This window comes from Inmirania thermothiophila (genome assembly GCF_003751635.1).
Lineage (GTDB): Bacteria > Pseudomonadota > Gammaproteobacteria > DSM-100275 > DSM-100275 > Inmirania > Inmirania thermothiophila.
The window spans coordinates 387,685-412,183 of sequence record NZ_RJVI01000001.1 but is presented as its reverse complement, the minus strand read 5'-3'; the positions used below and the strand labels follow the sequence as shown (position 1 = coordinate 412,183).

At 74.8% G+C, this 24,499-nt stretch carries 28 protein-coding genes and 1 pseudogene; 13 read left to right on the top strand and 16 right to left on the bottom strand.

What is annotated here, in order from left to right; all coding sequences use genetic code 11:
* The first annotated feature begins 10 nt into the window (after window positions 1-10).
* The 3 genes from hemE to EDC57_RS01945 are packed head-to-tail and all read left to right on the top strand — an operon-like array spanning window position 11 to window position 3,562.
* Entirely contained in the window at window positions 11-1,075 is a 1,065-nt protein-coding gene (hemE, locus tag EDC57_RS01955) for a uroporphyrinogen decarboxylase (protein WP_123399723.1), read from the top strand.
* 44 nt (window positions 1,076-1,119) lie between these two features.
* On the top strand, window positions 1,120-2,760 hold the full coding sequence (locus EDC57_RS01950; RefSeq protein ID WP_123399721.1) for an NADH-ubiquinone oxidoreductase-F iron-sulfur binding region domain-containing protein: 1,641 nt from the start codon (window positions 1,120-1,122) through the stop codon (window positions 2,758-2,760).
* Between the two features lie 34 nt (window positions 2,761-2,794).
* Window positions 2,795-3,562, top strand: a complete 768-nt coding sequence (locus tag EDC57_RS01945) for a pseudouridine synthase (RefSeq protein WP_123399719.1) — start codon at window positions 2,795-2,797, stop codon at window positions 3,560-3,562.
* Here EDC57_RS01945 and EDC57_RS01940 read toward each other — a convergent pair.
* On the bottom strand, window positions 3,537-4,661 hold the full coding sequence (locus EDC57_RS01940; protein WP_123399717.1) for a PilT/PilU family type 4a pilus ATPase: 1,125 nt from the start codon (window positions 4,659-4,661) through the stop codon (window positions 3,537-3,539). The genes EDC57_RS01945 and EDC57_RS01940 overlap by 26 nt on opposite strands.
* A gap of 10 nt (window positions 4,662-4,671) precedes the next feature.
* A complete protein-coding gene (locus EDC57_RS01935; protein ID WP_123399715.1) occupies window positions 4,672-5,709 on the bottom strand; it encodes a type IV pilus twitching motility protein PilT in 1,038 nt (345 codons plus the stop codon).
* Window positions 5,710-5,731: 22 nt separating this feature from the next.
* Here EDC57_RS01935 and EDC57_RS01930 point away from each other — a divergent pair, with 22 nt between their 5' ends.
* From EDC57_RS01930 to metW, 6 genes are read left to right on the top strand one after another with little or no spacing between them, the layout of a single operon-like run.
* On the top strand, window positions 5,732-6,442 hold the full coding sequence (locus EDC57_RS01930) for a YggS family pyridoxal phosphate-dependent enzyme (RefSeq protein WP_123399712.1): 711 nt from the start codon (window positions 5,732-5,734) through the stop codon (window positions 6,440-6,442).
* Between the two features lie 50 nt (window positions 6,443-6,492).
* Window positions 6,493-7,326 carry a pyrroline-5-carboxylate reductase gene (gene proC, locus EDC57_RS01925; RefSeq protein WP_123399710.1) on the top strand — a complete coding sequence of 278 codons (834 nt, stop codon included), beginning with the start codon at window positions 6,493-6,495 and terminating at the stop codon, window positions 7,324-7,326.
* Window positions 7,323-7,886 carry a YggT family protein gene (locus EDC57_RS01920; protein ID WP_123399708.1) on the top strand — a complete coding sequence of 188 codons (564 nt, stop codon included), beginning with the start codon at window positions 7,323-7,325 and terminating at the stop codon, window positions 7,884-7,886. Before proC ends, EDC57_RS01920 begins: the two co-directional genes overlap by 4 nt.
* The gene (locus EDC57_RS01915) at window positions 7,883-8,167 is read left to right on the top strand and encodes a DUF167 family protein (protein WP_123399706.1); all 285 of its coding nucleotides are present in this window, start codon (window positions 7,883-7,885) and stop codon (window positions 8,165-8,167) included. The genes EDC57_RS01920 and EDC57_RS01915 overlap by 4 nt, the downstream gene beginning before the upstream one ends.
* A 49-nt stretch (window positions 8,168-8,216) precedes the next feature.
* Entirely contained in the window at window positions 8,217-9,383 is a 1,167-nt protein-coding gene (gene metX / locus EDC57_RS01910) for a homoserine O-succinyltransferase MetX (protein ID WP_123399704.1), read from the top strand.
* Window positions 9,380-9,991 carry a methionine biosynthesis protein MetW gene (gene metW, locus EDC57_RS01905; protein WP_123399702.1) on the top strand — a complete coding sequence of 204 codons (612 nt, stop codon included), beginning with the start codon at window positions 9,380-9,382 and terminating at the stop codon, window positions 9,989-9,991. The genes metX and metW overlap by 4 nt, the downstream gene beginning before the upstream one ends.
* Window positions 9,992-9,997: 6 nt before the next feature.
* Here the strand turns inward: metW and EDC57_RS01900 are convergent, their stop codons facing one another.
* Together EDC57_RS01900 and EDC57_RS01895 are read right to left on the bottom strand one after the other, a co-directional pair.
* Window positions 9,998-10,717 carry a sulfite exporter TauE/SafE family protein gene (locus EDC57_RS01900; RefSeq protein ID WP_245995101.1) on the bottom strand — a complete coding sequence of 240 codons (720 nt, stop codon included), beginning with the start codon at window positions 10,715-10,717 and terminating at the stop codon, window positions 9,998-10,000.
* Window positions 10,714-11,493, bottom strand: coding sequence for an exodeoxyribonuclease III (locus EDC57_RS01895; protein ID WP_123399700.1), 780 nt, complete (start codon window positions 11,491-11,493; stop codon window positions 10,714-10,716). The genes EDC57_RS01900 and EDC57_RS01895 overlap by 4 nt, the downstream gene beginning before the upstream one ends.
* A 61-nt stretch (window positions 11,494-11,554) precedes the next feature.
* Between EDC57_RS01895 and pyrE the strand changes: the two genes are divergently transcribed.
* Together pyrE and EDC57_RS01885 are read left to right on the top strand one after the other, a co-directional pair.
* Window positions 11,555-12,196, top strand: coding sequence for an orotate phosphoribosyltransferase (pyrE, locus tag EDC57_RS01890; RefSeq protein WP_123399698.1), 642 nt, complete (start codon window positions 11,555-11,557; stop codon window positions 12,194-12,196).
* Window positions 12,197-12,208: 12 nt separating this feature from the next.
* Entirely contained in the window at window positions 12,209-12,850 is a 642-nt protein-coding gene (locus EDC57_RS01885) for a DUF4124 domain-containing protein (RefSeq protein ID WP_123399696.1), read from the top strand.
* A gap of 4 nt (window positions 12,851-12,854) precedes the next feature.
* Here EDC57_RS01885 and slmA read toward each other — a convergent pair whose 3' ends face one another.
* From slmA to coaBC, 5 genes are read right to left on the bottom strand one after another with little or no spacing between them, the layout of a single operon-like run.
* Window positions 12,855-13,460: a nucleoid occlusion factor SlmA gene (gene slmA / locus EDC57_RS01880; protein ID WP_123399694.1), complete on the bottom strand. Its 606-nt coding sequence runs from the start codon at window positions 13,458-13,460 to the stop codon at window positions 12,855-12,857.
* Window positions 13,457-14,359, bottom strand: a complete 903-nt coding sequence (gene argB, locus EDC57_RS01875; protein WP_123399692.1) for an acetylglutamate kinase — start codon at window positions 14,357-14,359, stop codon at window positions 13,457-13,459. Before argB ends, slmA begins: the two co-directional genes overlap by 4 nt.
* Window positions 14,360-14,389: 30 nt before the next feature.
* The gene (locus tag EDC57_RS13255) at window positions 14,390-16,903 is read right to left on the bottom strand and encodes a phosphomannomutase/phosphoglucomutase (protein WP_123399689.1); all 2,514 of its coding nucleotides are present in this window, start codon (window positions 16,901-16,903) and stop codon (window positions 14,390-14,392) included.
* 10 nt (window positions 16,904-16,913) lie between these two features.
* Window positions 16,914-17,372 (bottom strand): dUTP diphosphatase, encoded by a 459-nt coding sequence (gene dut, locus EDC57_RS01865; protein ID WP_123399687.1) that lies wholly within the window; start codon window positions 17,370-17,372, stop codon window positions 16,914-16,916.
* Window positions 17,323-18,555 (bottom strand): bifunctional phosphopantothenoylcysteine decarboxylase/phosphopantothenate--cysteine ligase CoaBC, encoded by a 1,233-nt coding sequence (gene coaBC, locus EDC57_RS01860; RefSeq protein ID WP_123399685.1) that lies wholly within the window; start codon window positions 18,553-18,555, stop codon window positions 17,323-17,325. Before coaBC ends, dut begins: the two co-directional genes overlap by 50 nt.
* A gap of 137 nt (window positions 18,556-18,692) precedes the next feature.
* On the opposite strand from coaBC, the gene radC reads away from it, so the two are divergent.
* Window positions 18,693-19,370, top strand: a complete 678-nt coding sequence (gene radC, locus EDC57_RS01855) for a RadC family protein (protein ID WP_123399683.1) — start codon at window positions 18,693-18,695, stop codon at window positions 19,368-19,370.
* Between the two features lie 127 nt (window positions 19,371-19,497).
* Window positions 19,498-21,222: a hypothetical protein gene (locus EDC57_RS01850; protein WP_148051416.1), complete on the top strand. Its 1,725-nt coding sequence runs from the start codon at window positions 19,498-19,500 to the stop codon at window positions 21,220-21,222.
* Here EDC57_RS01850 and tatC read toward each other — a convergent pair.
* The 7 genes and pseudogenes from tatC to hisF all read right to left on the bottom strand — a co-directional run.
* Window positions 21,174-22,025: pseudogene (gene tatC, locus EDC57_RS01845) on the bottom strand (twin-arginine translocase subunit TatC); the annotation flags it as partial. The gene EDC57_RS01850 and the pseudogene tatC overlap by 49 nt on opposite strands.
* On the bottom strand, window positions 22,022-22,366 hold the full coding sequence (gene tatB / locus EDC57_RS01840) for a Sec-independent protein translocase protein TatB (RefSeq protein WP_123399677.1): 345 nt from the start codon (window positions 22,364-22,366) through the stop codon (window positions 22,022-22,024). The pseudogene tatC and the gene tatB, both read right to left, overlap by 4 nt.
* Window positions 22,367-22,399: 33 nt before the next feature.
* On the bottom strand, window positions 22,400-22,675 hold the full coding sequence (gene tatA / locus EDC57_RS01835) for a twin-arginine translocase TatA/TatE family subunit (RefSeq protein ID WP_123399675.1): 276 nt from the start codon (window positions 22,673-22,675) through the stop codon (window positions 22,400-22,402).
* 21 nt (window positions 22,676-22,696) lie between these two features.
* Window positions 22,697-23,029, bottom strand: a complete 333-nt coding sequence (locus EDC57_RS01830; RefSeq protein WP_123399673.1) for a histidine triad nucleotide-binding protein — start codon at window positions 23,027-23,029, stop codon at window positions 22,697-22,699.
* On the bottom strand, window positions 23,026-23,346 hold the full coding sequence (locus EDC57_RS01825) for a phosphoribosyl-ATP diphosphatase (protein ID WP_123399671.1): 321 nt from the start codon (window positions 23,344-23,346) through the stop codon (window positions 23,026-23,028). The genes EDC57_RS01830 and EDC57_RS01825 overlap by 4 nt, the downstream gene beginning before the upstream one ends.
* The gene (hisI, locus tag EDC57_RS01820; RefSeq protein ID WP_123399669.1) at window positions 23,339-23,734 is read right to left on the bottom strand and encodes a phosphoribosyl-AMP cyclohydrolase; all 396 of its coding nucleotides are present in this window, start codon (window positions 23,732-23,734) and stop codon (window positions 23,339-23,341) included. The genes EDC57_RS01825 and hisI overlap by 8 nt, the downstream gene beginning before the upstream one ends.
* Complete coding sequence (hisF, locus tag EDC57_RS01815; protein ID WP_123399667.1) at window positions 23,731-24,498, bottom strand: imidazole glycerol phosphate synthase subunit HisF; 768 nt, start codon at window positions 24,496-24,498, stop codon at window positions 23,731-23,733. Before hisF ends, hisI begins: the two co-directional genes overlap by 4 nt.
* Between the last annotated feature and the right edge of the window lies 1 nt (window position 24,499).

The window sequence follows — 24,499 nt, the reverse complement described above, 5'->3', positions numbered from 1 at the left end:
GAAGAGAACCATGCCGCAGAACGACCTCCTCCTGCGGGCCCTGCTGCGCCAGCCCGTGGAGCGCACGCCCCTCTGGATCATGCGCCAGGCCGGGCGCTACCTGCCCGAGTACCGCGCCACGCGCGCCCGCGCCGGCGACTTCATGACCCTTTGCAAGACCCCGGAGCTGGCCTGCGAGGTCACCCTCCAGCCCATCGACCGCTTCGGCCTCGACGCCGCCATCCTCTTCTCGGACATCCTCACCATCCCCGACGCCATGGGCCTGGGGCTGTCCTTCACCGAGGGCGAGGGCCCGCGCTTCGCCCGGCCCGTGCGCAGCGAGGCCGACGTGGACGCCCTCGGGATGCCGGATCCGGAGGACGATCTCGGCTACGTCATGGATGCGGTGCGGCTGATCCGGCGCGAGCTCGCCGGGCGGGTGCCGCTCATCGGGTTCTCCGGCAGCCCCTGGACGCTGGCCACCTACATGGTGGAGGGCGGCGCCAGCAAGGAGCTCGGCTGCGTGCGCGGGATGCTCTACGAGCGCCCGGAGCTCCTCCACCGCCTGCTGGGGCTGCTCGCCGAGGCCGTCACCGCCTACCTGCAGGCCCAGATCGCCGCCGGCGCGCAGGCGGTGATGATCTTCGACACCTGGGGCGGGCTGCTCACCCCGCGCGCCTACCGCAGCTTCTCCCTCGACTACATGGCCCGCATCGTCGCCGCCCTGCCGCGCGAGCACGAGGGCCGGCGCGTGCCCGTGATCCTCTTCACCAAGGGCGGCGGCGCCTGGCTCGAGGCCATGGCCGAGACCGGCTGCGACGCCCTCGGCCTGGACTGGACCGTGGACATCGGCGAGGCCCGCGCCCGCGTCGGCGACCGCGTCGCCCTGCAGGGCAACCTCGACCCCTGCGCCCTCTTCGCCTCGCCCGCGCGCATCCGCGAGGAGGCGGCGCGCGTGCTCGCCTCCTACGGCCACGGCCCGGGGCACGTCTTCAACCTCGGCCACGGCATCCACAAGGACGTCGATCCCGAGCACGTGGCGGCGCTGGTGGAGGCCGTGCGCGAGCTGAGCCCCGCCTACCACGGCGCCGCCTGAGACCCTGCTATCCTTGCCCCCGGGCCACGACCCCGGGGGCGGCGATGCGCAAGCAGGTCCCGCGGCACGAGGCGGGCGATCTCGAGACCGTGCGCCGGCTCGGCGCGGGCCTCGCGGTGCGCCCCGACCTCCTCCTCGAGCACCTGCACCGGATCCAGGACGCCTGCGGCCACCTGCCCGCACGGCTGCTCTCGGCCCTCGCCGAGCACCTCGGGATCGCCCCCGCCGAGGTCCACGAGACCGCAAGCTTCTACCACCACTTCGACCTCGTGCGCGAGGGCGAGGCCCCGCCGCCGCCGGTGACGGTGCGCGTCTGCACCTCGCCCGCCTGCCGGCTCGGCGGCGCCGAGGCGCTGCTCGCCCGCCTGCGCGCCGGGCTGCCGGCGACGCGGGCGCGGGTCGTCGCCGCATCGTGCATCGGGCGCTGCGACGGCGCCCCGGCGGTGCTCGTCGGCCGGCGCCCGCTGGCCCCGGCCGACGCCGCCGCGGTCACCGCCGCCGCCCTCGGCAGCGACACCGAGGCCCCCGTCCCCGCGGCCGAGGGCCTCGCCGCCTACCGGGCCCGCGGCGGCTATCGCCACCTCGCCGCCCTCGCCGACGGCAGGCTCGACCCCGAGCGGGTCCTCGCCGAGCTGGAGGCGGCGGGCCTGCGGGGCCTCGGCGGCGCCAGCTTCCCCACCGCGCGCAAGTGGCGGATCGTGCGCGCGCAGCCCGCCCCCAAGGCGGTGGTGGTGAACCTCGACGAGGGTGAGCCCGGCACCTTCAAGGACCGCTGGTTCCTGGAGACGGCCCCCCATCGGATGCTGGAGGGGGCGCTGGTGGCGGCGCGGGTGGTGGGCGCGGAGCGGGTGGTGCTCTACCTGCGCGACGAGTATGCGGGGGCGCGCGCGGTGCTTGCGCGCGAGCTCGCCGCGCTGGCCGCCGACCCGCCCGCCCCCCTGCCCGAGCTCGCGCTTCGCCGCGGCGCCGGCGCCTACATCTGCGGCGAGGAATCGGCGATGCTCGAGTCCATCGAGGGCCGCCGGGGCTGGCCGCGGCTGCGCCCGCCCTACGTCGCCGAGCGCGGCCTCCACGGCCGCCCGACCCTGGTCCAGAACGGCGAGACCCTCTACTGGGTGCCCGAGATCCTCGACCGCGGCGGCGCCCGCTTCGCCGCCTGCGGCCGCAACGGCGGCCGCGGGCTGCGCGCCTACTCGGTGAGCGGACGGGTCCGCCGCCCCGGTGTCTACGTCGCCCCCGTGGGGGTGAGCGCCCGCGAGCTGATCGAGGAGCACGCCGGCGGCATGGCCGACGACCGCCCCCTCTATGCGTTCTTCCCGGGGGGCGCGGCCTCGGGGATCCTGCCCGCGGATGCCGCCCACCTGCCGCTCCTGCCCGAGACGCTCGCCCCGCTGGGCGCCTCCCCGGGCACCGGCGCCCTCACGGTGCTCGCCGAGGGCGACCGCGCCCGCGACGCGGCGCTCGCGGTGATGCGCTTCCTCGCCGCCGAGTCCTGCGGCCAGTGCACCCCCTGCCGCGCCGGCACCGCACGCGCCGCCGAGCTCATGGCCGAGGGGCGCTGGGCGGTGGAGACCCTGGAGGCCCTCTGCGAGCTCATGGCCGAGGCCTCCATCTGCGGCCTGGGCCAGGCCGCGCCGAACCCGGTGCGCTCGGTGCTGCGCCACTTCCGCCACGAGCTCGGCTGAGGCGACCTCGCCCCGCGGCGGCGGAGGCGGCACAATGCGCGCCGTGGACGGGCTCGAGATCCTCTACCGCGACGACTGCCTGGTGGCGGTGCACAAGCCGGCCGGCCTCGCCGTGCACCGAAGCCGCCTGCACCGGCGGGACCGCCGCCATGCCCTGCAGCTGGTGCGCGAGCGCCTCGGCCGACGCGTCTGGCCCGTGCACCGCCTCGACCGCGCCACCTCGGGGCTGCTCCTCTTCGCCCTCGACCCCGCGACGGCGCGCCATCTCGGCGCCGAGTTCGCCGCGGGGCGGGTGGCGAAGCGCTATCTCGCGGTGGTCCGCGGCCACCCGCCCGAGGCGGGCGTCATCGACCGGCCCCTGCGCGATCACGCGCACCCGGGGGCGCCCCTGCGCGATGCGGTGACCGCCTTCCGCCGCCTGGCCACGGTGGAGATCCCGGAGCCGGTGGACCGCTATCCCGTGGCCTGGTATGCGCTGCTGGAGGTGCGCCCCCGCACCGGCAGGCACCACCAGATCCGCCGCCACCTCAAGCACGCCGGCCACCCCATCATCGGCGACACCACCCACGGCCAGGGCAGCCACAACCGCTTCTTCCGCGCCCGCTTCGGCTGCGGCCGGCTGCTGCTGGCCGCCGTGGGCCTGCGCCTCGCCCATCCCGCCGGCGGCACCCTGGAGCTGACCGCGCCGCTCGCCGAGGACTTCGCCGCGGTGCTCGACGCGCTCGGCTGGGGCGCACACCGCCCCCGCGTGGCGGTGCTGCGCGAACCCGGCGGGGCTAGCGCTCCGGATCGACCAGCCTGACCCCGTCGAGGCCGGCGGCGAACTCGTCGACCCCGCGCTCCTCGCCGAGCTTGATCATCAGGCGCACCTCGTTGGGCGAGTCGGCGTGGCGCAGCGCCTCCTCGGCGCTGATCTCCTCGTTGCGGTAGAGCTGGTAGAGGTACTGGTCGAAGGTGATCATGCCCTGCTGGGTGGAGCGCTTCATGACGTCCTTGATCTTGTGCACCTCGCCCTTGCGGATGAGGTCCTTGACCAGCGGCGTGTTGAGCAGGATCTCCACCGCCACGCGCCGCCCGACGCCGTCCTTCCGGGGCACGAGCTGCTGGGCGATGATGGCCTGCATGTTGAGGGAGAGATCGAGCAGGATCTGGTTGTGCCGGTCCTCGGGGAAGAAGTTGATGATGCGCTCGAGGGCCTGGTTGGCGTTGTTGGCGTGCAGGGTGGCGAGCACCAGGTGGCCGGTCTCGGCGAAGGCGATGGCGTACTCCATGGTCTCGCGGGTGCGGATCTCGCCGATGAGGATCACGTCCGGGGCCTGGCGCAGCGTGTTCTTGAGGGCCACCTCGAAGGACTCGGTGTCGAGGCCCACCTCGCGCTGGGTGACGATGCAGTTGATGTGCTGGTGGACGTACTCGATGGGATCCTCGATGGAGATGATGTGGCCGCTGGAGTGCTGGTTGCGATAGCCCACCATGGCCGCCAGCGAGGTGGACTTTCCGGTGCCGGTGCCGCCCACGAAGATCACGATCCCGCGCTTGAGCATGGCGAGCTCGTTGATGATGGGGGGCAGCCTGAGCTCCTCCACCGTGGGGATGCGGGTCTCGATGCGACGCAGCACCATCCCCGGCTGGTTGCGCTGGACGAAGGCGCTGACGCGGAAGCGGCCGATGCCCGAGGCGCTGATGGCGAAGTTGCACTCGTGGGTGCGCTCGAACTCGGCGCGCTGGCGCTGGTTCATGATCCCCAGCACGAGCTCGCGCGACTGGTCCGGCGTGAGGGGGTTGCGGCTCACCGGATGGAGCTTGCCGTCGATCTTGAGGGCGGGCGGAAAGCCCGTGGTGATGAAGAGGTCGGAGGCCTTCTTCTGCACCATCAGCCGCAGCAGGCCGTTGAAGTCCATGACGCCTCCCTCAGCGGAAGAGGTCGCGGTTGTGCGCCTTGGCGCGCGCCTCCTGGACGCTGACCACGCCCTTGCGCACCAGCTCCTGCAGGCTCTGATCCAGGGTCTGCATCCCCACCGCGCCCCCGGTCTGGATCGCCGAGTACATCTGCGCCACCTTGTTCTCGCGGATCAGGTTGCGGATGGCGGGGGTGCCGATCATGATCTCGTGGGCGGCCACGCGCCCGCCGCCGATCTTCTTGAGCAGGGTCTGCGAGATCACCGCCCGCAGCGCCTCCGAGAGCATCGAGCGCACCATCTCCTTCTCGCCCGCGGGGAAGACGTCGATGATGCGGTCGATGGTCTTGGCCGCCGAGACCGTGTGCAGGGTGCCGAAGACGAGATGCCCCGTCTCGGCCGCGGTCAGCGCCAGGCGGATGGTCTCGAGGTCGCGCATCTCGCCCACCAGGATCACGTCCGGATCCTCGCGCAGCGCCGCCCGCAGCGCCTCGCTGAAGCCGAGGGTGTCGCGGTGCACCTCGCGCTGGTTGACCAGACACTTCTTGCTCTGGTGCACGAACTCGATCGGGTCCTCGATGGTGAGGATGTGGTCGAAGCGGGTCTCGTTGATGTGGTCGATCATCGCCGCCAGGGTGGTGGACTTGCCCGAGCCCGTGGGCCCGGTCACCAGCACCAGCCCCCGCGGGTTGTCGGCGATGTCCTTGAACACGGCCGGGGCGCCGAGCTCCTCCAGGGTCAGGACGTTGGTGGGGATGGTGCGGAAGACGGCGCCGGCGCCGCGGTGATGGTTGAAGGCGTTGACGCGGAAGCGCGCCACCCCCGGCAGCTCGAAGGAGAAGTCCGCCTCCAGGAACTCCTCGTAGTCCTTGCGCTGCTTGTCGTTCATAATGTCGTACACGAGGGCGTGCACGGTCTTGTGGTCGAGGGGCGGCAGGTTGATGCGGCGGATGTCGCCGTCGACCCGGATCATGGGCGGCAGCCCCGCCGAGAGGTGCAGGTCGGAGGCGCGGTTCTTGACGCTGAAGGCCAAGAGCTCGGCGATGTCCATCTCTCCCCCCGTGGCGACGAAGATGTCGGGATCCGTGCAGGACTTCGAGCATATCAGAGCGGGCCTTGAACGGGTACGCGCCCGCATCGCCGCGGCCGCCGCCGCGGCCGGACGGGACCCCGCGGCGATCCGGCTCGTGGCGGTGAGCAAGACCCACCCCGCCGAGGCGGTGGCGGCGGCCGCCGATGCCGGCCAGCGCGACTTCGGCGAGAGCTACGTCCAGGAGGCGGCGGGCAAGATCGACGCCCTGGCCGGGCGCGATCTCGTCTGGCACTTCATCGGCCCCATCCAGTCCAACAAGACCCGCGCCATCGCCGCCCGCTTCCACTGGGTCCACGGCGTCGACCGCATCAAGGTGGCCGAGCGCCTCTCCGCCCAGCGCCCGCAGGGGCTCCCGCCGCTCGAGGTCTGCATCCAGGTCAACGTCAGCGGCGAGGCCACCAAGTCCGGCTGCAGCCCCGAGGCGCTGCCGGCGCTCGCCGAGGCGGTGGCGAGGCTGCCGCGGCTGCGCCTGCGCGGGCTCATGGCCATCCCCGCCCCTTGCGACGACCCCGAGGCCCAGCGGCGCCCCTTCCGCCGCCTGCGCGAGCTCCTGGAGGGGCTGCGCGCCCGGGGCCTCGCCCTCGACACCCTCTCCATGGGCATGAGCGACGACCTCGAGGCCGCGGTGGCCGAGGGCGCCACCGTGGTCCGCATCGGCACCGCCATCTTCGGCCTCCGCCCGCGCCGCTGACGGCGCCGGCGCGGTTGTCGCGCGCGCGCCCCTCCAGTATCTTCGCCGCCATGGAGCAGCCGGTCCTCGCCTTCATCGGCGGCGGCAACATGGCCCGCAGCCTGGTCGGCGGCCTCGTCGCCGACGGCCACCCGGCGGCGCGCATCCGCGTCGCCGACCCCAGCGCCGAGAAGCGGGCGGCGCTGGCCGCCGACTACGGGGTCGCCGTCCACGCCGACAACACCGAGGCGGCGGCGGACGCCGCGGTCGTGGTACTCGCGGTCAAGCCGCAGGTGCTGCGCGCGGTGGCCGAGGGCCTCGCCCCGGTGGTGCAGGCCCGCCGCCCGCTGGTGATCTCCATCGCCGCCGGCGTGCGCGAGCCCGACATCCGCCGCTGGCTCGGCGGCGAGGTGCCGGTGGTGCGCACCATGCCCAACACCCCGGCGCTGGTGCAGAGCGGGGCCACCGCCCTCTACGCCAACCCCCTGGTGAGCGCGGCCCAGCGCGAGGTCGCCGAGTCCGTGTTGCGCGCCGTGGGGGTCACCCTGTGGGTCGAGGAGGAGGCGCTGCTGGATGCGGTCACCGCCCTCTCGGGCAGCGGTCCGGCCTACTTCTTCCTCCTCATGGAGTGCCTGGAGGCGGCGGGGGTGCGGCTGGGGCTGACGCCGGAGCAGGCCCGCCTCCTCACCCTCGAGACCGCCTACGGCGCGGCCAAGATGGCGCTCGCCAGCGGCGAGGACCCCGCGGTGCTGCGAGCGCGGGTGACCTCGCCGGGCGGCACCACGGAGGCGGCGCTTCGCGTCTTCGCCGAGGCCGGCCTCGGCGAGATCGTCGCCCGCGCCGTCACCGCGGCCCGCGACCGCGCCGAGGAGCTCGGCCGCATCCTCGGGGGGGAGGGGCGGTGAACCCGTATCTGGCCTCGCCGCTGGAGTTCCTCATCCAGACCGTGGCCGGGCTCTACGTCCTCGCCCTCATGCTGCGCTTCCTCCTCGCCTGGGTGCGGGCCGACTTCTACAACCCCCTGAGCCAGTTCCTGGTGCGGATCACCAGCCCGCCGCTGCGCCCGCTGCGCCGCATCGTCCCTCCGCTCGGCGGCATCGACCTCGCCGCGCTGGTGCTGATGCTGGCGGTGCAGTTCGCCGCCCTCGCCCTCATCGTCCTCCTGCGCGGCGGGCCGCTCCCGGTGGGCGCCCTGCTCGCGGTGAGCCTCGCCGAGCTCGTGCGGCTCGCCATCAACGTCTTCTTCTTCGCCATCCTCATCCAGGCGGTCCTCTCCTGGGTCAACCCGGGGCTGCACAACCCCCTGACCTCGCTCCTGCACAGCCTCACCGAACCGGTCCTCAGGCCGATCCGGCGCTTCGTGCCGGTGGCGGGGGGGATCGACTTCTCGCCCCTGGTGGCGATGATCGCCCTGGAGCTGGCCAAGCGGCTGATCCTGCCGCCGCTGCTCGCGCTCGCCGGATGAGCGCCTGGCTGCGCCGGGAAGGCGACGACCTCGTGCTGGCGGTGCGGGTGCAGCCGCGGGCGAGCCGCACCGCCGTGGTGGGCCCGGAGGGGGAGCGGCTGCGGGTGCGGGTGAGCGCACCGCCCGCGGACGGACGGGCCAACGCCGCCCTCGCCGAGCTCCTGGCCGAGGCCTTCGGCGTGCCGCGCCGCCAGGTGGAGATCCTCGCCGGGGCCGGCGCGCGGGACAAACGTGTGCGCATCGTCGCGCCGCGCCGTCTCCCGGCGTGGGCGCGCCCGTGAGGGCGCGGTTGCGCGCCGGCCGATCCCGCCTCTAGACTTGCCGGTTCCCATGGACCCTGCAGCCGGGAAGCACAGCCAGCCGTCGGCCGGATCGGTCGGCATCGTCACGCCGCAGCGGATGCGCTTCGAGGAGCCGCTGCCGCTTCGCTGCGGCCGCAGCATCGGCCCCTACGAGCTCGTCTACGAGACCTACGGCGAGCTCAACGCCGCGCGCACCAACGCCGTCCTCGTCTGCCACGCCCTCTCCGGCGATCACCACGCCGCCGGCTACCACGGCCCCGAGGACCGCAAGCCCGGCTGGTGGGACAACTGCATCGGTCCGGGCAAGCCCATCGACACCCGGCGCTTCTTCGTGGTCAGCCTCAACAACCTGGGCGGCTGCGCGGGCTCCACCGGCCCCGCCAGCACGAATCCCGAGACCGGCCGTCCCTACGGGCCGGACTTCCCCATCGTCACCGTGCCGGACTGGGTGGCGAGCCAGGCACGGCTCGCCGACCGCCTGGGGATCGAGCGCTGGGCCGCGGTGGTGGGGGGCAGCCTCGGCGGCATGCAGGCGCTGCAGTGGGCCATCGACCAGCCGCAGCGGGTGCGCCACGCCGTGGTCATCGCCGCCGCCCCCAAGCTCTCGGCCCAGAACATCGCCTTCAACGAGGTGGCGCGCCAGGCCATCTTCGCCGACCCCGACTTCCACGGCGGCCGCTTCTACGAGCACGGCGTGGTGCCGCGGCGGGGGCTCGCGCTGGCGCGCATGCTGGGCCACATCACCTACCTCTCCGACGACGTCATGCGCGCGAAGTTCGGGCGCGAGCTGCGCGCGGGCCGCATCGGCTACGGCTTCGACGTCGAGTTCCAGGTGGAGAGCTACCTGCGCTACCAGGGGGCGCGCTTCGTCGAGCGCTTCGACGCCAACACCTACCTGCTCATGACCAAGGCCCTGGACTACTTCGACCCCGCCGCCGACCACGGCGACGACCTCGCCGAGGCCCTGCGCCGCGCCCGCGCCCGCTTCCTCGTGCTCTCCTTCACCTCGGACTGGCGCTTCGCCCCGGCGCGCTCGCGCGAGATCGTCAAGGCCCTGCTCGACGCCGGGCGCGAGGTGAGCTACGCCGAGATCGAGGCCCACCACGGCCACGACGCCTTCCTCATGCCCATCCCGCACTACCACCGCATCCTGCGCGGCTACCTGGCGCGGGTGGCCGAGGAGGTGGGGGCGTGACCGCGCTGCGGCCGGACCTGGCCACCATCAGCGAGTGGATCGAGCCCGGCAGCCGGGTGCTCGATCTCGGCTGCGGCGACGGCACCCTGCTCGAGCACCTGGGCCGCACGCGCGGGGTGAGCGGCTACGGCATCGAGATCGACGACGAGAGCGTCGCCCGCTGCATCGAGCGCGGGGTCAACGTCATCCAGCGCGACCTCGACGCGGGGCTCGCCGACTTCGACGACGACGCCTTCGACTACGTGGTCATGACCCAGACCCTGCAGGCGGTGCGCTACCCCCACCGCCTGCTGGCGGAGATGATGCGGGTCGGCCGCCAGGGCATCGTCACCTTCCCCAACTTCGGCCACTGGCGGGTGCGGGCCCAGCTCGCCCTGCGCGGGCGCATGCCGGTCACCGGGGCGCTGCCGGCGCAGTGGTACGAGACCGCCAACATCCACCTCTGCACCGTGCGCGACTTCGAGGCCCTGTGCCGCGAGCGCGGCTGGGCCATCCTGCAGCGGGCGATGGTGGACACACGCCACCGCGAGCGCCCCTGGATGCGCCTGCTGCCCAACCTCCTCGGCGAGATCGCCCTCTACCGCGTGCGCCGCGACGGGGGCGGCTGAGCGCCCTCAGCCGCCGCCGTGACCGGCGTGACCGGGGCCCGGGAGCCAGCCCGCGGCCGCGGCGAGCCCGGCAAGCCCGAGCCCCATCACCGCCAGCGCCGCCGCCGTGCGCACCGCGGGCCGCGCCAGGAACGCCGCGACCCCGCGCCCGGCGAGCCCCGCCGCCAGCGTCGCCGGCAGGGTCCCGAGGCCGAAGGCCGCCATCCACACCGCACCGCCGGCCGCGCCCCCGGCGGCCAGCGCCCCGGCGAGGGCGGTGTAGACGAGACCGCACGGGATCCACCCCCAGACCATCCCGCAGGCCACCGCCTGCATCGGCGTGCGCACCGGCAGCAGCCTGCGCGCGGCGGGCTCCAGCCGCCGCCACAGCACCGCACCGAGGGCCTCGAGACGGCCGAGCCCCGCCCACCAGCCCCCGAGGTGGAGCCCCAGCCCGAGGAGGAAGAGCGCGCCCACCCCCTGGAGCAGGCGCCGCGCCGCATCCAGGGTCACCGCCTCGGCCGCGGTCGCGCCGAGCCCTCCGGCCACCGCCCCCGCGGCGGCGTAGCTCGCCACCCGGCCGAGCCCGTAGCCGAGCTGAAGCACCCAGGCGGGGCCCCGCCCGGGGGCGGCGCCGAGGGCCAGCGCGGCGGCGATGCCGCCGCACATGCCGACGCAGTGGCCGGCGCCGAGGAGCCCCAGGAGCACGGCCGCGGCCGGCCCTGCACCCTCGCCGAGCAGGCTCACCCCGGCACCTCCAGGTCGTAGTCCATGATCAGAGGGGCGTGGTCGGAGAAGCGCTGCTCGCGGTAGATGGCGGCGGCGCGCACGCGCCCGCGCAGGCCCGGCGTCACGATCTGGTAGTCGATGCGCCACCCCACGTTCTTCTCCCACGCCCGCCCGCGGTTCGACCACCAGGTGTACTGGCCCGGCTCGCGGTTGACGACGCGGAAGGCGTCGACGAAGCCGAGCTCGTCGAAGACCCGGTCGAGCCAAACCCGCTCCTCGGGCAGGAAGCCCGAGTTGCGCTGGTTGCCGCGCCAGTTGGCGAGGTCGATGGGGCGGTGGGCGATGTTCCAGTCGCCGCAGAGGATGTACTCGTGGCCGTCGCCGCGCAGCCGGCGCAGGAAGGCGAGGAAGGCGTCCAGGAAGCGGTACTTGGCCTCCTGCCGCTCGGGACCGGCCGAGCCCGAGGGGACGTAGACCGACGCCACCCGCACCGGACCGAGGTCGATCTGCAGATAGCGCCCCTCGCGGTCCGCCTCCTCCCAGCCGATGCCGCAGCGCACCTCGCGCGGGGGCAGGCGGGTGAAGATCGCCACCCCGCTGTAGCCCTTGCGCTCGGCGTCGCACCCGTACAGCGCATAGCCCGGCAGGGTACGATAGCGCGCCGGCAGCGCCCCGAGCTGGGCCTTGGTCTCCTGCAGGCAGATGACGTCGGCGTCCTGGCTCGGGAGCCACGCGTAGAGCCCCTTGCCCACCGCCGCGCGGATGCCGTTGACGTTGAGGGTGATGACGCGCACCGCCGCCCCCGCACCCGGGCCAGCGTGTATGATACAGGTCGACCCGGACGAGCAGGGCACGATGCGCGACTACCAGGAGGCATTCATCCGCTTCGCCGTGGAGTGCGGCGTCCTCCGCTTCGGCGAGTTCACCCTCAAGTCCGGCCGCGTCTCGCCCTACTTCTTCAACGCCGGGCTGTTCGACAGCGGCGGGCGGCTCGCGCGGCTCGGCGGCTTCTACGCCGCCGCCCTGACCGCCTCCGGCGTCGCCTGCGACATGCTCTTCGGCCCCGCCTACAAGGGCATCCCCCTCGTCGCCGCCACCGCCATCGCCCTCGCCCGCGAGCACGGCCGCGACCTCCCCTTCGCATTCAACCGCAAGGAGGCCAAGCACCACGGCGAGGGGGGCGTGGTGGTGGGCGCCCCCATCCGCGGCCGCGTCCTCATCGTCGACGACGTCATCTCCGCCGGCACCTCGGTGCGCGAGTCGGTGGCCATCATCCGCGGCCTCGGCGCCGAGCCCGCGGGCGTGCTCATCGCCCTCGACCGCCAGGAGCGCGGCGTCGGGCCCCGCTCGGCGGTGGCCGAGGTGGAGGAGGGCCTGGGGATCCCGGTCATCAGCATCGTCCGCCTCGACCACCTCGAGGCCTGGCTCGCCGCCGAGGGGCGGGAGGCGGAGGTGGCGGCGATCCGCGCCTACCGCGCCCGCTACGGCGCGGACTGAGGGGAGGGCGCGATGCGGCACCTCGTCGCCGCGCTCCTGCTGCTCACCGCCCTGCCGGCATGGGCGGCGAAGCTCTACAAATGGGTGGACGAGAACGGCGTCGTCCACTACAGCGACACCGTGCCGCCCCAGGCCGCGCCCCGCGGGCGCGAGGAGCTCGACGAGCGGGGGCTGACCGTCCGCCGCATCGAGCGCGCCCCGACGCCGGAGGAGCTCGCCGCCGCCGAGGCCGAGCGGCGCCGCCGCGAGGAGGCCGAGCGGCGGGCGCGCGAGCAGGCCGAGCGCGACCGCCGGCTCCTCGCCACCTACTCGAGCCTCGCCGACATCGCGCGCGCCCGCGACGAGGCCCTGAACGCCCTCGAGGGGCTGATCCAGGTCGCCGCCGGCACCGCCGACAACCTCCGCGCCCAGCTCGACCGCCTGCTGCGCCAGGCGGCGGCGCACGAGCGCGGCGGCGAGGCGGTACCGGAGCCGCTGCGGCGCGAGATCGGCGCCACCCGCCGCCAGATCGCCGAGCACGAGGCCTTCATCCGCGCCAAGCGCGAGGAGCAGGCGCGGCTGCGCGCGCGCTTCGAGGCCGAGATGGCCCGCTTCCGCGAGCTCGCCGCGGAGCGCGACGGCGCGGGAGATCGGGCGGCGCCGCGCCGCCCCTGAGGCCTCACGGCGCGCCCGGTCCCGCCAGCGGCAGCACCGCCAGCAGCCGCGGCCCCTCCGCCTCCCAGCGCGCCAGCGGCCGCTCCGTGAAGCCGCTCTGGACGAAGCGCTGCAGCCGCCCGGCGACGTAGGCCGCGAGCACCCCCGCCGCCGCCGGCGCCGGATCCAGCAGCTCGCCCCGCATGTGGCCCTCGCGCAGGACCTGCCGCAGCTGCACCTCCAGCCGCTCGAAGAGCCGGCTCGCCCGCGCCCGCAGCCGCTCGCGCTCGCCCGCCAGGGCCTCGCCCACGAGCAGCCGCGCGATGCCCGGGTTGCGCTCGCCGAACCCCAGCACCAGCCACACGATGCGCTCGCAGCGCAGGCTCGCCGAGCGGTGGCCGTCGAGGATCTGGTTGATGCGGGCGAAGACGCCCTCCTCGGCGAAGTCCATGAGGGCGTCGAACATCTGCGCCTTGGAGGCGAAGTGGCGGTAGAGGGCGGCCTCGGAGACGCCCACCGCCCGCGCCAGCCGCGCCGTGGTGATGCGCTCGCCGGGGCCGCGCTCGAGCTCGCGCGCCAGCGCCTCGAGGATCGCCTGGCGGCGGCCGCCGGCCGGGCGCGCCGCGCTCAAGGCCCCTCCCCGCGGATCAGGGTGCCCACGCCCTCGTCCGTGAAGAGCTCGAGCAGCACCGCGTGCTCGACCCGCCCGTCGATGATGTGGGCGGCGCGCACGCCCGCGCGCACCGCCTCCAGGGCGCAGCGCACCTTGGGCAGCATGCCGCCGTGGATGGTGCCGTCGGCGATGAGGGCGTCCACCTCCTCGGGCCCCAGCCCGGTCAGCACCCGTCCCTCGCGATCCAGGACGCCGGCGGTGTTGGTGAGCAGGATCAGCTTCTCCGCCTGCAGCACCTCGGCCACGCGCCCGGCGACGAGATCGGCGTTGATGTTGTAGGAGCGCCCGTCCTCGCCGACCCCGATGGGGGCGATGACGGGGATGAAGTCCCCCGCCACCAGCATGTCCACCACCCCGGTGTCCACCGCCTCCACCTCGCCGACGTGGCCGAGGTCGATGATCTCGGGCTGCTCCAGCTCCGGCCCCTTGCGACGGATGTGCAGCTTGCGCGCGCGGATCAGGCCCCCGTCCTTGCCCGTGAGCCCCACGGCGCGGCCGCCGTGGCTCGCGATGAGCTGCACGATCTCCTTGTTGACCAGCCCGCCGAGCACCATCTCCACCACGTCCATGGTCTCGGCGTCGGTGACGCGCATGCCGTCGACGAAGCGGCTCTCCTTGCCGATGCGCTCGAGCAGCCGCCCGATCTGCGGCCCGCCGCCGTGGACCACCACGGGGTGGATGCCCACCAGCTTCATGAGCACCACGTCGCGCGCGAAGCCGCTCTTGAGGCGCGCGTCCACCATGGCGTTGCCGCCGTACTTGATCACCACCGTGCGGCCGCGGAAGCGCCGGATGTAGGGCAGCGCCTCGGCGAGCACGCGGGCGATGCGCGTCGCAGACTGCTGGTCGATGGTCATCTCCTGCCTCCCCCCGCCGCGGGCCCGCCCTCAGAACGGCAGCTCGAGGTCGGGCCGCACGGCGAGGATCGCCTTGCGGAAGGTCTCCTGGATGCGCCGCAGCGCCTGCGGGCTGTCGCCCTCGAAGCGCAGGACCAGGCAGGGCGTGGTGTTGGAGGCGCGCACGAGGCCGAAGCCGTCCGGGAAGTCGGCGCGCAGGCCGTCGATGGTGGAGACCTCCGCCTCGGGGAAGCTCGCCTCGGCGAGGAGCCGATCGATGAAGGCGTACTGCTCCCCCTCCGCCAGGTCCACCCGCAGCTCCGGCGTCGTCACGCTGTCGGGCAGCGCGGCGAAGACCTCCTCGGGGCTGCGCGCATCGGCGGCCAGCACCTCCAGCAGCCGCGCCGCGGCGTAGAGCCCGTCGTCGAAGCCGAACCAGCGCTCCTTGAAGAAGAAGTGGCCGCTCATCTCGCCGGCCAGCAGCGCCCCGGTCTTGCGCATCGCGGCCTTGATCAGGGAGTGCCCGGTCTTCCACATCATCGGCTGGCCGCCGTGCTCGGCGATGACCCGGCGCAGGTGGCGGCTGCACTTGACGTCGTAGATCACGGCCGCGCCGGGCTGGCGGCGCAGCAGATCCACGGCGAAGAGCATCAGCAGCCGGTCCGGCCAGACCACGCGGCCGCCTCCGTCGACCACGCCGAGGCGGTCGCCGTCGCCGTCGAAGGCGAGACCGAGGTCCGCGCCCTGCCGGCGCACGGCCATGATCAGGTCGCGCAGGTTCTCCGGCTGGCTCGGGTCCGGGTGATGGTTGGGGAAGCGCCCGTCCACCTCGCAGTAGAGCTCGGTGACCTCGCAGCCCAGCTCCCGCAGCAGCCGCGGCGCCACCGCACCGGCGACCCCGTTGCCGCAGTCCACCACCACCCGCAGCGGCCGCGCCGGACGCACGTCGCCGACGATGCGGTCGATGTAGTCGTCGATCACCTCGCGGCGCTCGCGCGCGCCGCTGCCGGCGAGGAGGTCCCCGGACTCGATGCGGGCGCGCAGGGCCTGGATCGCCTCCCCCGACAGGGTCTCCTCGGCGAGCATGATCTTGAGGCCGTTGTAGTTCGGCGGGTTGTGGCTGCCCGTCACCGCCACCCCCGAGCCGGTGCCGAGGTAGTGGGTGGCGAAGTAGAGCACCGGGGTCGGCACCATGCCGATGTCGACCACGTCGCGGCCCGAGGCCTGGATGCCGCGCATGAGCGCCTCGGCGAGCTCCGGCCCCGACAGCCGGCCGTCGCGGCCCACCACCAGGGACTGCTGGCCGCGCTCGTAGGCCTCCGTGCCCAGGGCCCGGCCGATGGCCTCGACGATCTCCGGGGTCAGGGTCTCGCCCACCACGCCGCGGATGTCGTAGGCGCGGAAGATGCTCGCCGGCACCCGCTCGAGGCTCCCGCCCTCCGCCTCCGAGGCCTCCCCGAAGACCGGCGCGACCTCCTCCTCCACCGCCACCGCCGCCGGGGCCACCTCCTCCACCGCGGGTGCCGCAGGCTTCGGCTCGGGCACCGGCCGCGCCGCCGGGGCGGGGGTCCGCGCCGCCATCTCGCGGCCCATGTCGATGAGCAGGCTCACGGTCACCGCCGAGGAGGCGAGCCGCACCGGGTAGTCGGTGCCGAGGCGGCGGGCCAGGAGGTCGCGCACGAGGTTGAGGATCGTCACCTGGTCGCGGCGCATGGCCCCGGCGAGGACGCGCAGGAGCGCAAAGACCACCAGGGCGATCACCGCCACCGCCCCGCCGGCGACGCCGAGCACCAGCGGCCGCACCGGGCCCGCCGAGGCCACCGCCGGGGTCTGCAGCACCACCTCCCAGCCGGTCCCCGCGACGGGGGCGCGGAAGACCGCGCCGCCTGCGGCCTGGCCGCGCGCGGCGAGCGCGCCGACGCCGCGCTGGTGCAGCTCGAGCCGCCCGCCCGGCGTCTCCAGCCGCCCGAGGAAGGCCGCGAGCGCCTCCTGCGGGTAGGCCGCGAGCACCACCCCCGCCACCCCGCCGCCGGGGGCCGGCACCGCGCGGGCGAGGTCGAAGTGCGCCCCCGGCCTGCCCGGGAGGTAGACCTCCACCGGCGGCAGCGGACCGCCGCGCTCGAGGCTGCGCACGAGTTCGAGGTCGGCGAAGCCGAAGGGCGGGCTCGCCTCCTCCTCGAGGCGGTCCCATCCCGCCGGCAGGAGCCGCACCCGTGCCCCCGGGAAGGCCGCGGCGAGCCGGCGCGCCATGGCCTCGCGCGCGGCGGCATCGCCGGCGAGGGCCGCCGCCACCTCGGCGCGGGCCGCCACCGCCTCCAGGGTGCGCCGCGGCCCGTCGAGGAAGGCGGCCACGGCGCCCGCATGGGCGCGCGCCGCGGCCTCGCCGAGCACCGCCTGCGCCCCCCGCTCCTGCGCCTCCACCAGCGCGGCGGCGAGCAGCACCGCGGCCGCGGCGGCGGCCCCCGCCCCCGCCCAGAGGGCGGCCCCGAGAAGCGGCAGTCCCAGCCGCCCCCCCGCCGGGCGCCCCGCCGCCGGGGCCTTGCTCCGAGCACCGAACAGCGCCATGACTCCCCCCTCAGCGCCGCCCCGAGTGGCCGAACCCGCCGGCGCCCCGCGCGCTCGGCTCGAAGGCCTCGACGAGGCAGAAGCGGGCCCGGATCACGGGCACGAAGACCAGCTGCGCGATGCGCTCCCCCGGCTCGATCGTAAACGGGCGCACCCCGCGGTTCCAGCAGGAGATGAGGATCTCGCCCTGGTAGTCGGCGTCGATGAGGCCCACGAGGTTGCCGAGCACGAGGCCGTGGCGGTGCCCGAGGCCGGAGCGCGGCAGCACCACCGCCGCCATCTCCGGGTCGCCCATGTGCACCGCGATCCCGGTGGGCACCAGCTCGCACGCCCCCGGGGCGAGCTCCAGCGGCGCCTGCAGGCAGGCGCGCAGGTCCATCCCCGCCGCCTCGGCGGTGGCGTAGTCGGGCAGCGGCCAGTCACGGCCGAGGCGCGGATCCAGGATCCGCAGCGGGATCTCTCGCTCCATGGCGCTCCGCGATGCGCGCGACGAGCCGCCGCGCAAGCTCCAGCTTCGACGCCCGCCCCAGCGGCTCGGCGCCGTCCTCCCAGATGAGCGTCAGCTCGTTGTCTTCGCGATCGAAGCCGATCCCGGGACCGACCCGGTTGGCGGCGACGAGGTCGAGGCCCTTGGCGGCGAGCTTGGCGCGCGCGTTCGCCTCCACCGCCTCGGTCTCGGCCGCGAACCCGACCACGAACGGCCGCGGCCGGCGCCGGGCCACGGTGGCGAGGATGTCCGGGTTGCGCACCAGCTCGAGGCCCAACCGCTGCGCCCGCTTCTTGATCTTGGCGGGGGCGGTCTCGGCCGGCCGGTAGTCCGCCACCGCCGCGGCGGCGATGAAGATGGCGCAGGCGTCCACCTCCGCCTCCACCGCCGCCAGCATCTCGGCCGCGCTCTCCACCCGCACCAGGCGCACCCCGGGCGGCGGCGCCAGCGCCGTCGGCCCGCTCACCAGCACCACCTCGGCGCCGGCCTCGCGGCAGGCCTGGGCCACCGCGTAGCCCATGCGCCCGGAGCTGCGGTTGCTGATGTAGCGCACGGGATCGATGGCCTCGCGGGTCGGGCCGGCGGTGACCAGCACCCGCAGCCCGGCGAGCGGGCCCCGCTCCAGCAGCCCCTGCACCGCGGCCGCGATCTCGGCCGGCTCGAGCATCCGCCCCGGCCCCTCCTCGCCGCAGGCGAGGGCCCCCTCGGCGGGGCCGAGGACGTGGGCCCCGCGCGCGCGCAGCCGGGCGACGTTGTCCTGGGTCGCCGGATGCGCCCACATGGCCGCGTTCATCGCCGGGGCCAGCGCCAGCGGCGCCCGCGTCGCCAGGCAGAGGGTGGTGAGGAGGTCGTCGGCGAGCCCGTGGGCGAGGCGCGCCAGCAGGTGCGCGGTGGCGGGGGCCACCAGCACCAGGTCGGCCCTGCGGGCGAGCTCGATGTGGCCCATGCCGGCCTCGGCCTGGGGATCGAGCAGGGCCTCCCGGGCCGGGCGGCCCGTCACCGCCTGGAAGAGGAGCGGGGTCACGAAGGCGGTCGCCCCGCGCGTGAGCACGGCATCCACCTCGGCCCCCGCGCGCACCAGCTCGCGGGCGAGCTCGGCGGCCTTGTAGGCGGCGACGCCGCCGCTCACGCCGAGGACGATGCGCCGCCCGGCGAGCGCGCTCACCCGCTCCCTCCGCGCCCGCCCACGCGCCAGCCTCGCACCCGCCTCCTCCGCATCCCGTGGTGCCCGATGGGCCGTTAAGATACCATCCGGCGATGCGGACGCGGCAACGGACGCCGCCCCGGCGCAGGGAGGTGCCCATGGCGATCCGCCACTGGCCGGCCGCCGAGCGGCCGCGGGAGAAGCTCCTCGCCCAAGGTCCGGAGGCCCTCTCGGACGCGGAGCTCTTGGCCATCTTCCTGCGCACCGGGGTGCGCGGGCGCAGCGCCCTCGATCTCGCCCGCGAGCTCCTCGCCCGCTTCGGCGGCCTGCGCCCCCTCCTCGACGCCCCGCCGGCCGCCGTCTGCGCCCTGCCCGGGCTCGGCCCGGCCAAGTACGCCCAGCTCGCCGCCGCCCTCGAGCTCGCCCGCCGGCATCTGCAGGAGCGGCTGCGCCGCGGCGAGGCCGTCACCGACCCCGCCGCCGCCGCGCGCTACCTCGCGGCCCGGCTCCGCCACCGTCCGCGAGAGGTCTTCGCCTGCCTCTTCCTCGATGCGCGCCACCGTCTCATCGCCTACGAGGAGCTCTTCACCGGCACCATCGACGGCGCCCAGGTCCATCCCCGCGAGGTGGCGCGGCGGGCCCTCGCCCACAACGCCGCCGCCGTCATCGCCGCCCACAACCACCCCTCGGGGGTGGCCGAGCCCAGCGCCGCCGACCGCGCCCTGACCCGCCGCCTGGCCGAGGCCCTGGCCCTGCTCGAGGTGCGCCTCCTCGATCACTTCGTGGTCGGCGACGGCGAGCCCTGCTCGCTGGCGCAGCTGGGCCTCCTGCCCTGACGGGGCGGCGTCGTGGACGGGGTGCAGGGGCGGTGCTAGCCTAGCCGCTGTCGCCTGCCGATAGACAGGAAGACTGGGGACACCGATAAGGGGAAACAAAGCGTTCGTGTCCCCGAAAGGAGGGATGGTGAACGGGACGGACGGAGGAAGAGGCGGAGGACTCACGGCGGCGGAGGCGCGTCCCGAGCGGCTGCGCGAGTGGCTGCGGGGGCTGCCGCTGGCGCAGCCGCGCCGCGCGGCGACCCTGCTCGCGGAGCGGCTCGACGAGCTGGGGGCGCTCGCCCTGCGCCCGCAGGATGCCATCGCCGCCCTCGAGACGCTCACGCCGGCCGTCGGCGAGCTCGAGGGCGCGCTGCGCGAGGAGCTGCGGCGCATCCCCGGCTTCCCCGTGGGGCCGACGGCGCGCACCGGCCTGGTGGCGCGAGAGGCCCTCCACGCCTGCGCCGCCGCGGCCTGGGCGCGCCTCCTCGAGGCGCTGGAGGACAAGGGCGCGGCGCGCACGCGGGCGACCGCAGCGGTGCGCGTGCTGGACCACGCCGCGCGCTGGCTCCTCGCCCGCTACGCCCACTACCAGCCGCCGGATCCCGCCGCCTGGCGGCTGCTGCATCGAAGCTTCGCGCGGCTGCACGGCGACGCCGAGGCCGCCGCCCGCGCCGCCCACGACCTCGAGGGTGTCACGCTGACACCCCGAGCGGCCTATGCCCGCGCCCTCCTCCTCGCCCTCGCCAACCCGTATCACCTGATGCTGGGGGAGGCGGACACCGTCTACGCCTGGGCCGCCCCCTTGGCCGGCCGGCTCACCCTCGGCGGCGAGGACGGCTGGGCGGCGGTGGACCTCACGGGCGAGGCCGGCCCGGTGCCGGTGGAGCTCCTCGCCGGCAGCGCAGGCACCCTGCGCATCGACCCCGAACCGGTGGCGGCGGCGCTGCGCGATCGCCTCGGGGAGATCCTGCGCGAGCACCCGCCTGCCGCGGGCCGGGCCATGCCCCTGCCGGTGCGCCGCGAGCGCGACCTGCTGCTGCGGCTGCTGGAGGCCTGGGGCAGACGCCCGCGCCGGCATCAGCAGCGGGCAGCGGTGCCCGGCCGGCTCGCCATCGTCGCCGGGCTGTCCAACGTCCATGCCGTACTCACGGGGGGCGCGCCCTTCGCCCCCGCGGAGCAGGAGGCCCGCATCGCCCGCGCCACCCGCGACCTGCACCTGCTGCGGGTGCTGGACGAGGCCGAGCCGCACACGCCGCCGCCCGAGCGGCGCACCTTCCGCGCCATCGATCCCGCCGCCGACGTCTGGCAGCGGGTCTACGAGACGCCCGAGGAGCCGGCGGCCGAAATCCGGCCTGCGGACGAGTCCGAGCCGTCGATCGTCGAGAGCGCCGACGTCAGCGCCGGCGGCCTCGCCGCCGAGATCCGCCCGGGGGCGCCGGTGCGGCTCCTCGTCGGCGAGCTCCTCGCCTACCGCGGGGCCGAAGGGGACGGCTGGCACGTGGGGACGGTGCGCTGGATGCGCCAGGTGGCGGACGACGGCACCCTGCGCATCGGCATCAAGCGCCTGGACCGCAGCGCCCGCGCCGTGGCCGTGCGCGCGGTCGCCGGCACCGGCAGCGGGGGCGTCTACCAGCGCGCCCTCGTGGTCCCCGACACCGATCCCCTGGAGCGCCCCGCGGCCCTCGTCACCCCGGCCTACATCTACGACGTCGGCACCGTGCTGCTGGTGCAGATGGAATCGCGCATCGTCTATCTGCGCCTGACCAAGGCGCTGGAGAGCACCGCCCGCTTCGCCCGCTATCTCTACGAGCCGACACGGGCCCCGGCCACGCTGCCGCCACCGCCCCGCGAGCCCATGCGGGCCGTCTGAGGCCCGCCCCGCTAGCCGCCGCCCTCGGGTGCGTCGGTGCCGGTCTCGCCGCCGTCCCTGCGCGCGTAGAAGCGCGAGAAGAGCACCCCGAGCTCGAACAGCAGCCACATCGGGATCGCGAGCAGGGTCTGGGAGATCACGTCGGGCGGCGTCAGGATCATGCCCACCACGAAGACGCCGACGATCACGTAGGGGCGCTTCGCCACCAGCGCCTCGGGCGTGGTGAACTCGCCCCAGACCAGCAGGATGGTGGCGATGGGGACCTGGAAGGCGACCCCGAAGGCGAAGAAGACCGTGAGCACGAAGCTCAGGTAGCGGTTGATGTCGGTCATGATCGCCACGCCCTCGGGCGCGGTCGAGGTGAGGAAGCCGAACACCAGGGGAAAGACCACGAAGTAGGCGAAGGCGGCGCCGAGGTAGAAGAGGATGGTGCTCGCCACCAGCAGCGGCAGCACCAGGCGCCGCTCGTGCTGGTAGAGCCCGGGGGCCACGAAGGCCCACGCCTGGTAGAGGATCCACGGCATGGCGATGAACGCCGCCGCCACCAGGGTGAGCTTGAGGGGGGCGAGGAAGGGCGAGGCGACCTCGATGGCGATCATGGTCGCCCCCTGCGGGAGGTGCTTCAGCAGCGGCCCCGACAGCCAGGTGTAGAGGGGGTTGGCGAAGGGGAAGAGGGCGAGGAAGACCACCAGCACCCCGAGCAGCGCCCGCAGGATGCGGTCGCGCAGCTCGATGAGGTGGCTGATGAAGGGCTGCTCGAGCTCGCCGGGGTCCGGCCCCTGCCCTGGCGCGGTCGTGCTCATGACGCGGAAGGCTTGTCGCCGGCGCCGCCCTCAGCGGCGGAGCGCGCCGTCTTGCCCGCCGGCGGCGGCGCATCCACCGGGATCGGACGGCTCAGGTCCTCCTTGAGGTCCTCGACGGGCTCGAGGTCGCCGAGGGCGGCCTTCTGCTGCTCCATCAGCTCCTTGAGCTCCTGGGCGCGGATCTCGCGCTCGATGTCGGCCTTGACCGAGCCCACCATCTGCCGCAGCCGCGCCACCCAGAGCCCGGCGGTGCGCGCCACCCGCGGCAGCCGCTCCGGCCCGATGACCAGCAGCGCCACCAGCAGGACGAGGGCGACCTCCCAGAAACCGATGTCGAACATGACCGCCGCGGCGGCAGCCGCCGCCGCCCAGCCTCAGGCCTGGCCCTTGTCGCCGGAGGCGGTCCCGCCCGCCTTCGCCGCCTCCTGCCCGGCCCCGCCCTCGGCGGTGCCCTCGGCGGGGCCCTTCTCGCCCTCGGCGATCTGCTTCGGCGGCTCGGCCTCGGCCTCGCTCTCGCCCTCGCGCACGGCCTGGCGGAAGCTCTTGATGGAGGCCCCGAGGTCCGCGCCCAGGTTGCGCAGCTTCTTGGTCCCGAACAGCAGCAGGACGATCAGCAGGATGATCAGGAGCTGCCAGACGCTGATGCCCATCTCCTCGTCCCCTCTTCGTGGTCACCGCCCCGGGTGCCGGAATCCCCCGAGCAGGTGCAGGTGCAGATGATCGACGATCTGGCCCCCGCCCCGGCCGGTGTTGACCACCGTACGGTACCCCTCGGCCAACCCCAGCCGGCGCGCCAGCCCCGGCAGGAGCCGGATGATGTGCAGGACCAGCGCCTCGTGCTCGGGCCCCAGGTGGTCGAGGCTCGCCACGTGCACCCGCGGCACCACCAGCACGTGGACCGGGGCCTTGGGGTGGATGTCGTGGAAGGCCACCACCTGCTCGTCCTGGTGGACGAAGCGGGCCGGAGCGCGCCCGGCAACGATATCACAAAAGACGCAGCTCACGACCGTCCCCGCGCGGCCTTCTCCTCGAGACCCGAGGTGCCGAAGCGCCGCTCCAGCTCGGCCAGCACCGCCCCCGCCCCCAGCCCGCGATGGGACAGCAGCACCAAGGTGTGGAACCAGAGGTCGGCCACCTCCCGCACCAGGGGCCCGGCCTCGCCGCCGCGGGCCGCCAGCAGCACCTCCACCGCCTCCTCGCCCACCTTGCGCAGGATCGCCTCCTCGCCGCGGGCGTGCAGCGAGGCCACGTAGGAGCGCTCGGGGTCGGCGCCGCGGCGCGCCGCCAGCACCTCGTCGAGACGCCTGAGGATGTCACTCACCGCCGCCTCCGTAGATCTCGTCCGGGTCGCGCAGCACCGGCAGGACCTCGCGCCAGCCGGTGCCGTCCCAGGCGCGGTAGAAGCAGGAGCGCCGCCCGGTGTGGCAGGCGATGCCGCCGCGCTGGCGCACCCGCAGCAGGACCGCGTCGCCGTCGCAGTCGAGCCGCACCTCCACCACCTCCTGCACGTGCCCCGAGGCCTCGCCCTTGCGCCAGAGCCGCCCCCGCGAGCGCGACCAGTACACCGCCCGCCCCTCGCGCAAGGTCGCCTCCAGGGCCTCGCGGTTCATCCAGGCGAGCATCAGCACCTCACCGGTGTCGGCGTCCTGGGCCACGGCGGGCACCAGCCCGTCGGCGTTCCAGCGCACCGGCCCCGGATCCGCGCTCACAGGCGCACCTCGATGCCGCGCGCCGCCATGTGGCGCTTGGCCTCCTCGACGGTGTGCTCGCCGAAGTGGAAGATGCTCGCGGCGAGCACCGCGTCGGCCTCGCCCTCGAGGATCCCCTGGGCGAGGTGGTCGAGGCTGCCCACACCGCCGGAGGCGATCACGGGCACCGGGACGGCGCGGCTCACCGCCCGCGTCAGCGCGAGGTCGAAGCCCTCGCGGGTGCCGTCGCGGTCCATGCTCGTGAGCAGGATCTCGCCCGCGCCGTAGGCGGCCATGCGCGCCGCCCACTCCACCGCGTCGAGCCCCGTGGGCCGGCGCCCGCCGTGGGTGAAGACCGCCCAGCGCGACGGTGCCTCGGCCACCTGCTTGGCGTCGATGGCGACCACGATGCACTGCGAGCCGAAGCGCTCGGCGGCCTCGCGCACGAGCTCCGGGCGCTGCACCGCCGCGGTGTTGATGGCGACCTTGTCCGCCCCCGCCGAAAGGAGCCGGCGCACGTCCTCGCAGCTTCGCACCCCGCCGCCCACCGTGAGGGGGATGAAGACCTGCCCCGCCACCCGCTCCACCACGTGGAGCATGGTCTCGCGCCCCTCGTGGCTGGCCGTGATGTCGAGGAAGGTGAGCTCGTCGGCGCCCTGCTCGTCGTAGCGGCGGGCGATCTCCACCGGATCCCCGGCGTCGCGGATGTCGACGAAGCGCACGCCCTTGACGACGCGGCCGGCGTCGACGTCGAGGCAGGGGATGACGCGGCGGGCGAGCGCCATC

Coding starts and splice junctions, on each gene's coding strand:
- pyrE (WP_123399698.1), top strand. CDS start 11,555: ATGCGCGACTACCAGGAGGCATTCATCCGCTTCGCCGTGGAGTGCGGC.
- hemE (WP_123399723.1), top strand. CDS start 11: ATGCCGCAGAACGACCTCCTCCTGCGGGCCCTGCTGCGCCAGCCCGTG.
- EDC57_RS01935 (WP_123399715.1), bottom strand. CDS start 5,709: ATGGACATCGCCGAGCTCTTGGCCTTCAGCGTCAAGAACCGCGCCTCC.
- EDC57_RS01885 (WP_123399696.1), top strand. CDS start 12,209: ATGCGGCACCTCGTCGCCGCGCTCCTGCTGCTCACCGCCCTGCCGGCA.
- EDC57_RS01945 (WP_123399719.1), top strand. CDS start 2,795: ATGCGCGCCGTGGACGGGCTCGAGATCCTCTACCGCGACGACTGCCTG.
- tatB (WP_123399677.1), bottom strand. CDS start 22,366: ATGTTCGACATCGGTTTCTGGGAGGTCGCCCTCGTCCTGCTGGTGGCG.
- hisF (WP_123399667.1), bottom strand. CDS start 24,498: ATGGCGCTCGCCCGCCGCGTCATCCCCTGCCTCGACGTCGACGCCGGC.
- EDC57_RS01930 (WP_123399712.1), top strand. CDS start 5,732: ATGTCGGGATCCGTGCAGGACTTCGAGCATATCAGAGCGGGCCTTGAA.
- EDC57_RS01915 (WP_123399706.1), top strand. CDS start 7,883: ATGAGCGCCTGGCTGCGCCGGGAAGGCGACGACCTCGTGCTGGCGGTG.
- EDC57_RS13255 (WP_123399689.1), bottom strand. CDS start 16,903: ATGGCGCTGTTCGGTGCTCGGAGCAAGGCCCCGGCGGCGGGGCGCCCG.
- EDC57_RS01940 (WP_123399717.1), bottom strand. CDS start 4,661: ATGGACTTCAACGGCCTGCTGCGGCTGATGGTGCAGAAGAAGGCCTCC.
- metX (WP_123399704.1), top strand. CDS start 8,217: ATGGACCCTGCAGCCGGGAAGCACAGCCAGCCGTCGGCCGGATCGGTC.
- dut (WP_123399687.1), bottom strand. CDS start 17,372: ATGGAGCGAGAGATCCCGCTGCGGATCCTGGATCCGCGCCTCGGCCGT.
- tatA (WP_123399675.1), bottom strand. CDS start 22,675: ATGGGCATCAGCGTCTGGCAGCTCCTGATCATCCTGCTGATCGTCCTG.
- EDC57_RS01950 (WP_123399721.1), top strand. CDS start 1,120: ATGCGCAAGCAGGTCCCGCGGCACGAGGCGGGCGATCTCGAGACCGTG.
- argB (WP_123399692.1), bottom strand. CDS start 14,359: ATGACCATCGACCAGCAGTCTGCGACGCGCATCGCCCGCGTGCTCGCC.
- radC (WP_123399683.1), top strand. CDS start 18,693: ATGGCGATCCGCCACTGGCCGGCCGCCGAGCGGCCGCGGGAGAAGCTC.
- proC (WP_123399710.1), top strand. CDS start 6,493: ATGGAGCAGCCGGTCCTCGCCTTCATCGGCGGCGGCAACATGGCCCGC.